The 417-nt window shown below is 55.2% G+C and carries 1 protein-coding gene; it reads left to right on the top strand.

Going from position 1 to position 417, the window contains the following annotated elements:
• A partial coding sequence (locus tag DB48_RS14330) for a VCBS domain-containing protein (protein WP_041510919.1) occupies positions 1-417 on the top strand: 417 nt, incomplete at both ends.

Genomic DNA, 417 nt, shown 5'->3' with positions numbered 1-417 from the left:
GCCATTCAGGGGCTGAAATCCGGTGAACACCTAACCGATACCTTAATCGTCCATAGCGTCGATGGCAGCGAGCAGAAAATCACTGTCACCATCAACGGTACCGACGACAGAGCCGTGATCGGCGGCACTTCAACGGGGACAGTGACCGAAGATAGAGGCCAGTATCAGGGACAACTGAGGGTCGATGGCGCGCTCACCGTCACCGATGCTGACAGCGGACAAAACCAATTTACCGCCAGCTCGTTACAAGGTCAGTTTGGCAGCCTCACTATCAACGAGCATGGCCACTGGACCTACACCGCCGATAACTCGCAAGCCGCCATTCAGGGGCTGAAATCCGGTGAACACCTAACCGATACCTTAATCGTCCATAGCGTCGATGGCAGCGAGCAGAAAATCACTGTCACCATCAACGGC

It is taken from the genome of Shewanella sp. cp20, assembly GCF_000832025.1.
Taxonomy (GTDB): domain Bacteria; phylum Pseudomonadota; class Gammaproteobacteria; order Enterobacterales; family Shewanellaceae; genus Shewanella.
This window is presented reverse-complemented; position numbering and strand designations above follow the sequence as displayed.